Origin of the sequence: Streptomyces beijiangensis (assembly GCF_017315755.1) — a bacterium.
GTDB classification, from domain to species: domain Bacteria; phylum Actinomycetota; class Actinomycetes; order Streptomycetales; family Streptomycetaceae; genus Streptomyces; species Streptomyces beijiangensis.
The window spans coordinates 164,580-172,285 of sequence record NZ_JAFLRJ010000036.1 but is presented as its reverse complement, the minus strand read 5'-3'; the positions used below and the strand labels follow the sequence as shown (position 1 = coordinate 172,285).

The window sequence follows — 7,706 nt, the reverse complement described above, 5'->3', positions numbered from 1 at the left end:
AACGAGATCAACACCCGCAAGAGCTGACCCTGTTCCTTCGTACACTTCGCGGCGCGTCGGCCCCCACCGGGTCCGGCGCGTCACGCATGTCCCCTCCCCTGCCGGACCCCGGTGTCACCTGAATGGCCCGCCCGCATCGCCGGGCGGCCGTCGGCGCACCAGGCTCTAGCGCAGACGCACGCTCGCGGCCCGCCAGTCAGGTGACTGGCCGTCGGCCGCGACGGAACAGGAGGGGTTTGCTGTGGCCTACCTACCCCGGCAGGAATTCGCCGACAGCGACCGCGGCTTCATCACCCCCTTCCCCGACAAGCTGTACAGCGCGGACGGCCGGGTCATCTTCGACGCCTCCCGGGACGACTCCATCGCCGATGACGCCCCCGCGCCGGACTCCGTGAACCCGAGCCTGTGGCGGCAGTCCCAGCTGATCCGCAAGGGTGGCCTCGAGTTCGAGTTCCTCTACGCCCCGGACACCGAGGCGCCCGAGGAGATGCACATCTGGCCCCCGCAGCTCGGGGCCCTGACGTGTGCGGAGAATGCCAACCACTCGCTGCACAACATCCAGACGCCGCGCGGGGCCCGTACCCGTGACGCCCGCAACTTCGCCCGCTGTCTCGACGAGACGCTGGAGCGGTGGGGCGACGACCGGGACGGCGACCCGGTCTCGCTCCACCCGCAACCGCCCGTCGAGGCCGCCCGTCCGGACTCCACCGAGACCGACGAGACCTGGACCATGGGGGTCCGTCGCGGCGTGCCCAACGCCCGGCGCGGGGCATCCCCCGACACCCAGCTCACTGTCACAGGACCCAAGGCCACCCTCGTGGGCGTCCGGCTGAAACCGGCCGCAGCGGGGCAGCTCGCCAAGGCCGGAAAGATCAAGCTCGAAGGCGACGGAGGTGCTCTGCGGACCCTCGCCGGACTCCTCGACGAGTTCGACCCCGACTTCCCCATCGTCACCCCCTGAGTACGGCACCAAGGAGCTCACCGTGGACGACTACCCGCTGCTCAACCTGTTCTGGACCATGCTGTGGTTCTTCCTCTGGATCATGTGGCTGTTCCTCCTCTTCAAGGTGATCGGCGACATCTTCCGCAGCCATGACCTCAGTGGCTGGGGCAAGGCCGGCTGGCTGATCCTGACGCTGCTCCTGCCCTACCTGGGCGTGCTCATCTACGTGATCGTCCGGGGCAGGTCGATGGGCGAACGCGACGTCAAGCAGGCCAAGGACCGGGACGCCGCGTTCAAGGAATACGTACGCGATGCCGCCGGATCGTCGGACGGCGCCTCCTCGTCGAAGGCGGACGAACTCGCCAAGCTCGCCGATCTCAAGGAGAAGGGCGTGCTCAGCGACGAGGAGTTCCAGCAGGCGAAGGCGAAGTTCCTGGTCTGACGGGAACGACGGAATGACGACGGCCGGGCCCCCGCACCCTTGCAGGGGCCCGGCCGTCGGGCTTGGTGGGGCGGGGTCGATGCGGCCCGCGAAGGACGACAGGATCGCCTTCTCGTCGAGGCGATCCGGCTCTTCGACGAGCGGGGCTTCCAGTCGGTGAGCACCGACGACATCGGACGGATCTTCTCGTCGCCGCCGTCACGCGGGCTGGCCAAGAGCGCAGGGCGGGTATGGAACAGGCCCTGGCCCGCCCCGGCACCCCGCGCGAGAGCCACTTGATCGGTCTGCTGATCGGGGAGCTCGACCAGCTGCCCGAGAAGGACCAGCGGACGGCACGGCAGACACAGCGGGAGTACGACACGCTGTGATTGCGGCCCGGGCCGGAGACGGCCGAGGCCAGGATCATCGTCCTCGCGGTGCTCACGGTCGTCGACAACGCGGCCCGTACCGGCGTCACGGGCGAGCGCACCGACCTCGCGGACCGCCTCGACGAGATGGGCACCGCGCTGCTGCCGGCGTAGAACGCGCCGGTGCCCGCTGCCGCGCCGTTCAGCTCCCGGCGGGACCCTCCCAGGCGAACCCGTCCGGGTCGGTGAAGGGTCCGGCCTGGCTGCCGATCGCGATCCGGTGCGATCCGGTCCCGTCGGCAGGTACGCCGGCGTCCTTGGCCAGGGCCTTGCGCCCGTACAGCGCCAGCTTGACGGCGCTCGACGGGGTGGTGAACTCGCAGTACTTGCGGCCGAAGCTCTTGGCCACGGTGAGACCGCGCTCGACGTAGAACTGCTTGCTCGCGGCCATGTCCTCGACCCCCACTAGGAGCACCATCTCGCCGAACTCCCGGGCGACGGGCTCGGTGTCCTTCTTCGCCGAGGTGGCGACCTTCCAGATGGTCCCGTCCGGGGCCTGTACGACACCGCCGTAGCCCCAGAGCGACTTCGATGCGGGCTTCAGGACCGTGGCACCGCCGTCCCGGGCGGCGTCGATGAGGGCGTTCGCGTTGCCCGGCTGGGACACCACGAGCGACAGCGTGAAACCGCGGAAGCCGGTCGTCGGCGCCTCCGAGGCGCGCAGGCGCACCTGGTCGCCCAGGCCGAAGGCGTCGGCGTAGAAGCGGCCGGCGGCCGCGGGGTCGGTCACGTCGAGGGTGATGGATTCGATGGAGGTCATGGGTAAGACGCTACGTTCGCCCGGGGGCCTGCGCTTCTTGATTCCTGACCAGTGCCTGTGCCTGTGCCGGTGCCGGTGCCGGTGCCGGTGCCTGTGCCGGTGCCTGTGCCGGTGCCTGTGCCGTCAAGAACCGGACGGCATGATCTCCGGCTTGTAGAGATCGAGCCACAGCGCGAGATCCAGGGTCCGCTCCAGACCGCGCCGGGACGCCTGGGTGATCTGCGGCCCGTCGTGCTGCGCCAGCCGCGCGACCCGGCCCCGGTCGACGAGGTCGAAGACCCGGTGCGAAGGCCTCGCGAGCAGGTCCTTGGCATGGTCCTGCAGGGCGAGTGCGTACTTGGGGTCCTGTGTGGAGGGATAGGGGCTCTTGACCCGGTCGTAGACCGACTGCGGCAGGACGTCCGCCGTCGCCTCGCGCAGCAGGGACTTCTCCCGGCCGTCGAAGGACTTCAGCGACCAGGGGGTGTTGTACACGTACTCGACGAGACGGTGGTCGCAGAACGGCACGCGCACTTCGAGTCCGACGGCCATGCTCGCCCGGTCCTTGCGGTCGAGCAGGACGCGGACGAAGCGGGTCAGGTGCAGATGGCAGATCTTGCGCATCCGGAACTCGAAATCGCTCTCGCCGTCGAGGCGCCGGATCCCGGCGACCGCGGTGTCGTAGCTGTCCTGGATGTACGAGGGGAGGTCGAGGGTGGCCGTCAGGTCGGGCCGCAGCACGCCGGAGTCGTCCCCGAAGTGCTGGGCGAAGCGCACCAGCCAGGGGAAGGTGTTGGCGTTCCTGGCGTCCTCGTCGAAGAACTGCAGGTAGCCGCCGAACACCTCGTCGGCCGACTCCCCGGAGAGCGCGACCGTGGAGTGCTCGCGGATGGAGCGGAACAGCAGGTACAGCGAGGCGTCCATGTCGCCGAAGCCCATCGGAATGTCCCTGGCCCGGATCACCTGGGCCCGCACCTCGGGATCGGCCAGGGCATGCGAGTCGAGCACGATGTCGCGGTGGTCGGTGCCCGAGGCCCGTGCGACGTCGTGGACGTAAGGGGTGTCGGCGGTGGGGCGCAGTTCGTCGGCGACGAAGTTGTCTGCCTGGCCGACGAAGTCGACGGCGAAGCTGCGGACGCTCTCGCCCGTCTCGGCCAGCTGGCGGGCGGCTATCGCCGTCATCGCCGAGGAGTCGAGACCGCCGGAGAGCAGGGTGCAGCGCGGTACGTCCGCGACCAGCTGGCGCCGCACGATGTCGTCGAGGAGGTCCCGCACATGGGCGATGGTGGCGTCCTTGCCGTCCGGGTGCGGACGGGTCTCCAGCTCCCAGTAGACGTGCCGGCGCAGCCCGCCCCTGTCCACCGTGACGACCGTGCCGGGCTCGACCTCGCGCATGCCCTCCCATACGGCGTGGCCGGGGGTCTTGACGAAGGCGAAGAGCTCCCGCAGCCCGTCGATGCCGACGCGGGCGCGGGCCAGGGGGTTGGCCAGGATCGCCTTGGGCTCGGAGCCGAAGAGGACGCCGTCCGGGGTCTCGTAGTAGTAGAAGGGCTTGATGCCCATGCGGTCGCGGATCATGACGAGCTTGTCGTGGCGTCCGTCCCAGACGGCGAACGCGTACATGCCGTTGAGGCGCTCCGCGACCGCTTCGCCCCACTCCAGGTAGCCGTGCAGGACGACCTCGGTGTCGGACTCGGTGGTGAACCGGTGCCCGCGGCCGGTCAGTTCGCGGCGCAGTTCGGTGAAGTTGTACGTCTCGCCCGAGTAGACGAGAGCGACCGTGCCCTGCGGCGTGTCGGCCGTCATCGGCTGACGGCCGCCGGGCAGGTCGATGATGGCCAGCCGACGGTGCCCGAGAGCGGCCGGACCGCTGATGAACGTGCCGCGGTCGTCGGGTCCGCGGCAGGACATCGTCTCCGTCATCGCGTCCACGGTCGCGGACGCGGACGCACCCTGCAGATCACGTGCGAAGGAGACCCAGCCGGTGATGCCACACATGTGCTACCTCCTGCTTGAAACAAGGTGTATCTAGCAGTTACGTAACAAGCGTGTGTCCGACGGCCGTATACGGTCAACGGGGCCGCAACACGGCCGCGCCTCCCACCCGCACGCTTTCGGCCCTGCGCCCGGCAGGTGGAGACGGGCGGGTCCGGGGCGGCCCGTGCCCCGCCCGGCCGGTGCGGAGTCGGACCATCATGTTCCGGCCACGGGCAAAGACTTACTCAATGATGCAAAAGGGGCCGGCCCACCTGGGCCGGCCCCTTTTGCGTCACGGTCAGACGAGGTCGAACCGGTCCAGGTTCATGACCTTGTCCCACGCGGCGACGAAGTCCTTCACGAACTTCTCCTTCGCGTCATCGCTCGCGTAGACCTCCGCGAGCGCGCGCAGCTCGGAGTTGGAGCCGAAGACCAGGTCGGCACGGGTACCGGTCCACTTGACCGCGCCGGAGGCGTCGCGCCCCTCGAACTCGTCCTGCGCGTCGGACGTCGACTTCCACTCCGTGGCGAGGTCGAGCAGGTTGACGAAGTAGTCGTTGGTCAGCGTGCCCGGACGGTCCGTGAGGACGCCCTGCTTCGCTGCGCCCGCGTTGGCGCCGAGAACGCGCAGACCGCCGACGAGAACCGTCAGCTCGGGGGCGCTCACGGTGAGCAGGTTCGCCTTGTCCGTCAGCAGGAACTCGGCCGGCAGCCGGTTGCCCTTGCCGACGTAGTTGCGGAATCCGTCGGCCTTCGGCTCGAGCGCGGCGAACGCCTCGACGTCCGTCTGCTCCTGCGAGGCGTCCACCCGGCCCGGCGTGAACGGCACCTCGACCTGGACGCCGCCGGCCTTGGCCGCCTGCTCCACGGCCGCGGTACCGGCGAGCACGATCAGGTCGGCCAGGGAGACCTGCTTGCCGCCCTTCGCGTTGAAGGACTCCTGCACGCCCTCGAGCGTACGGAGCACCTGCGCGAGGTCGTCCGGGTTGTTGACCTCCCAGCCGCGCTGCGGCTCGAGGCGGATGCGGGCGCCGTTGGCGCCACCGCGCTTGTCGCTGCCACGGAAGGAGGAGGCCGAGGCCCAGGCGACGGAGACGAGCTGCGCGATCGTGAGGTCCGAGCCGAGGATCTGCTCCTTGAGGGAAGCGATGTCCGCGGCGCCGACGACCTCGCCATCGCGCACCGGCAGCGGGTCCTGCCACAGCAGCACCTCGGAGGGAACCTCCGGGCCGAGGTAGCGCTGGACCGGACCCATGTCACGGTGCGTCAGCTTGTACCAGGCACGGGCGAACGCGTCCGCGAACTGATCCGGGTTCTCGTAGAAGCGCCGCGAGATCTGCTCGTAGACCGGGTCGAGGCGAAGCGAGAGGTCGGTGGTGAGCATCGTCGGGAGCTTCTTCTTCGACGCGTCGTGCGCGTCCGGGATGATCGCCTCCGCGTTCTTCGCCACCCACTGGTTGGCACCGGCGGGGCTCTGGGTCAGCTCCCACTCGTAGCCGAAGAGGTTCTTGAAGAACTCGTTGCCCCACTGGGTCGGCGTGCTGGTCCAGGTCACCTCGAGGCCGCTGGTGATGGCGTCGCCGCCCTTGCCCGTGCCGTGGGTGCTCTTCCAGCCGAAGCCCATCTGCTCCATCGGGGCGGCCTCGGGGTCGTCGCCGACACTCTCGGCGGGACCCGCGCCGTGGGTCTTGCCGAAGGTGTGGCCGCCGGCGATGAGAGCAACGGTCTCCTCGTCGTTCATCGCCATCCGGAGGAACGTCTCACGGATGTCGCGGGCCGCGGCGATCGGGTCCGGGTTGCCGTTGGGGCCCTCCGGGTTGACGTAGATGAGACCCATCTGGACCGCGCCAAGCGGGTCCTCCAGCTCACGGTCGCCCGTGTAGCGCTGGTCGTCCAGCCAGACCTGCTCCGGGCCCCAGTAGACGTCCTCGTCGGGCTCCCACACGTCGGCGCGACCGCCGGCGAAGCCGAAGGTCTTGAAGCCCATCGTCTCCAGGGCGACATTGCCGGTGAGGACCAGAAGGTCGGCCCAGGAGATGCTCTGGCCGTACTTCTTCTTGACCGGCCACAGCAGACGGCGGGCCTTGTCCAGGTTGCCGTTGTCCGGCCAGCTGTTGAGCGGCGCGAAACGCTGCTGCCCGGAGCCTGCGCCGCCGCGGCCGTCGCTGATGCGGTACGTACCGGCGCTGTGCCAGGCCATACGGATCATCAGCGGGCCGTAGTTGCCGAAGTCTGCGGGCCACCAGTCCTGCGAGGTCGTCAGCACCTCGGCGATGTCCCGCTTCACTGCCGGTAGGTCGAGGGTCTTGAACGCCTCGGCGTAGTCGAATTCCTCGCCGAGGGGGTTGGCCGCGGCGGGGTTCTTGGCGAGGATCTTCAGGTTGAGCCGCTCCGGCCACCACTGGCGGTTGTCCCCGCCCTGGGTCGGGTGCGGCGCGCGACCGTGCGCGACGGGGCAGCCCCCGGCCTCCTCCAGCTTCGGGTCTGTGACGATCGCGTCATGGTTCTCGGTCATGGGAATCCTTCCGGACGGGGCGGATCACGCTGCTCAGGAACTGCGGACGAGGGAACGGTCCGGGCCCGGACTCGCGGTCCGGATGCCGATGTACGGGGCGAACGGACCCGTCTCCTGAAGTCACGCGCTTTCCCCTGCTGCTGCCCTGTCCCTTGGCCATAGCCCGGAACTGATCCTACGATGGACGAAGTCCAAGTCAATACGACAGACAGGCCCGGACGAGTCATTCGTCGGACGAAGCACAGAGAGGCTGGTGTCCATGAGTGATCTGCTGGAACGTCTGCGCGGACGAGGCTGGCGCATGACCGCCCAACGCCGGGTGGTCGCAGAGGTACTCGGCGGTGAACACGTCCACTTCACCGCGGACGAAGTGCTCGAACGTGCGACCGCCCGATTGCCGGAGATCTCCCGTGCCACGGTCTACAACACCCTCGGCGAGCTCGTCTCGCTCGGCGAAGTGATCGAGGTGGCCACCGACGGACGCGCCAAACGCTACGACCCGAACGCCCACCATCCCCACCAGCACCTGATCTGCTCGGGCTGCGGCGCCATCCGGGACGTCCACCCCGGCGGCGACCCGCTGGCCGAGCTGCCGGCCTCCGAACGCTTCGGCTTCACCGTCTCCGGGGTCGAGGTGACCTACCGGGGCCTGTGCCCGGACTGCGCCCGCGCATGATCGGGAC

Annotated in this window: 8 protein-coding genes; 5 read left to right on the top strand and 3 right to left on the bottom strand. The window is 69.2% G+C overall.

Annotation, left to right across the window (positions count from 1 at the left end; all coding sequences use genetic code 11):
* The first annotated feature begins 241 nt into the window (after window positions 1-241).
* The 4 genes from J0695_RS05150 to J0695_RS05135 all read left to right on the top strand — a co-directional run bounded on the left by J0695_RS05150 (window position 242) and on the right by J0695_RS05135 (window position 1,906).
* Window positions 242-961: an alkyl sulfatase C-terminal domain-containing protein gene (locus J0695_RS05150; RefSeq protein ID WP_206960577.1), complete on the top strand. Its 720-nt coding sequence runs from the start codon at window positions 242-244 to the stop codon at window positions 959-961.
* Between the two features lie 22 nt (window positions 962-983).
* Entirely contained in the window at window positions 984-1,385 is a 402-nt protein-coding gene (locus tag J0695_RS05145) for an SHOCT domain-containing protein (RefSeq protein WP_206960574.1), read from the top strand.
* 230 nt (window positions 1,386-1,615) lie between these two features.
* The gene (locus J0695_RS05140) at window positions 1,616-1,753 is read left to right on the top strand and encodes a hypothetical protein (protein ID WP_206960573.1); all 138 of its coding nucleotides are present in this window, start codon (window positions 1,616-1,618) and stop codon (window positions 1,751-1,753) included.
* Window positions 1,754-1,906, top strand: a complete 153-nt coding sequence (locus J0695_RS05135; RefSeq protein WP_206960572.1) for a hypothetical protein — start codon at window positions 1,754-1,756, stop codon at window positions 1,904-1,906.
* 28 nt (window positions 1,907-1,934) lie between these two features.
* Here J0695_RS05135 and J0695_RS05130 read toward each other — a convergent pair whose 3' ends face one another.
* The 3 genes from J0695_RS05130 to katG form a co-directional block, all read right to left on the bottom strand.
* On the bottom strand, window positions 1,935-2,552 hold the full coding sequence (locus J0695_RS05130) for a VOC family protein (protein ID WP_206960570.1): 618 nt from the start codon (window positions 2,550-2,552) through the stop codon (window positions 1,935-1,937).
* Between the two features lie 123 nt (window positions 2,553-2,675).
* On the bottom strand, window positions 2,676-4,529 hold the full coding sequence (gene asnB, locus J0695_RS05125; protein WP_206960568.1) for an asparagine synthase (glutamine-hydrolyzing): 1,854 nt from the start codon (window positions 4,527-4,529) through the stop codon (window positions 2,676-2,678).
* Window positions 4,530-4,806: 277 nt separating this feature from the next.
* Window positions 4,807-7,023, bottom strand: a complete 2,217-nt coding sequence (gene katG, locus J0695_RS05120) for a catalase/peroxidase HPI (protein WP_206960567.1) — start codon at window positions 7,021-7,023, stop codon at window positions 4,807-4,809.
* Window positions 7,024-7,282: 259 nt separating this feature from the next.
* Here katG and J0695_RS05115 point away from each other — a divergent pair, with 259 nt between their 5' ends.
* Window positions 7,283-7,699 (top strand): Fur family transcriptional regulator, encoded by a 417-nt coding sequence (locus J0695_RS05115; protein ID WP_206960563.1) that lies wholly within the window; start codon window positions 7,283-7,285, stop codon window positions 7,697-7,699.
* Window positions 7,700-7,706: the final 7 nt, after the last annotated feature.

What these genes read in the sequence shown, in the direction of transcription:
- J0695_RS05130 (WP_206960570.1), bottom strand. Translation starts at nt 2,552, where the DNA reads ATGACCTCCATCGAATCCATCACCCTCGACGTGACCGACCCCGCGGCC.
- J0695_RS05140 (WP_206960573.1), top strand. Translation starts at nt 1,616, where the DNA reads ATGGAACAGGCCCTGGCCCGCCCCGGCACCCCGCGCGAGAGCCACTTG.
- J0695_RS05115 (WP_206960563.1), top strand. Translation starts at nt 7,283, where the DNA reads ATGAGTGATCTGCTGGAACGTCTGCGCGGACGAGGCTGGCGCATGACC.
- katG (WP_206960567.1), bottom strand. Translation starts at nt 7,023, where the DNA reads ATGACCGAGAACCATGACGCGATCGTCACAGACCCGAAGCTGGAGGAG.
- asnB (WP_206960568.1), bottom strand. Translation starts at nt 4,529, where the DNA reads ATGTGTGGCATCACCGGCTGGGTCTCCTTCGCACGTGATCTGCAGGGT.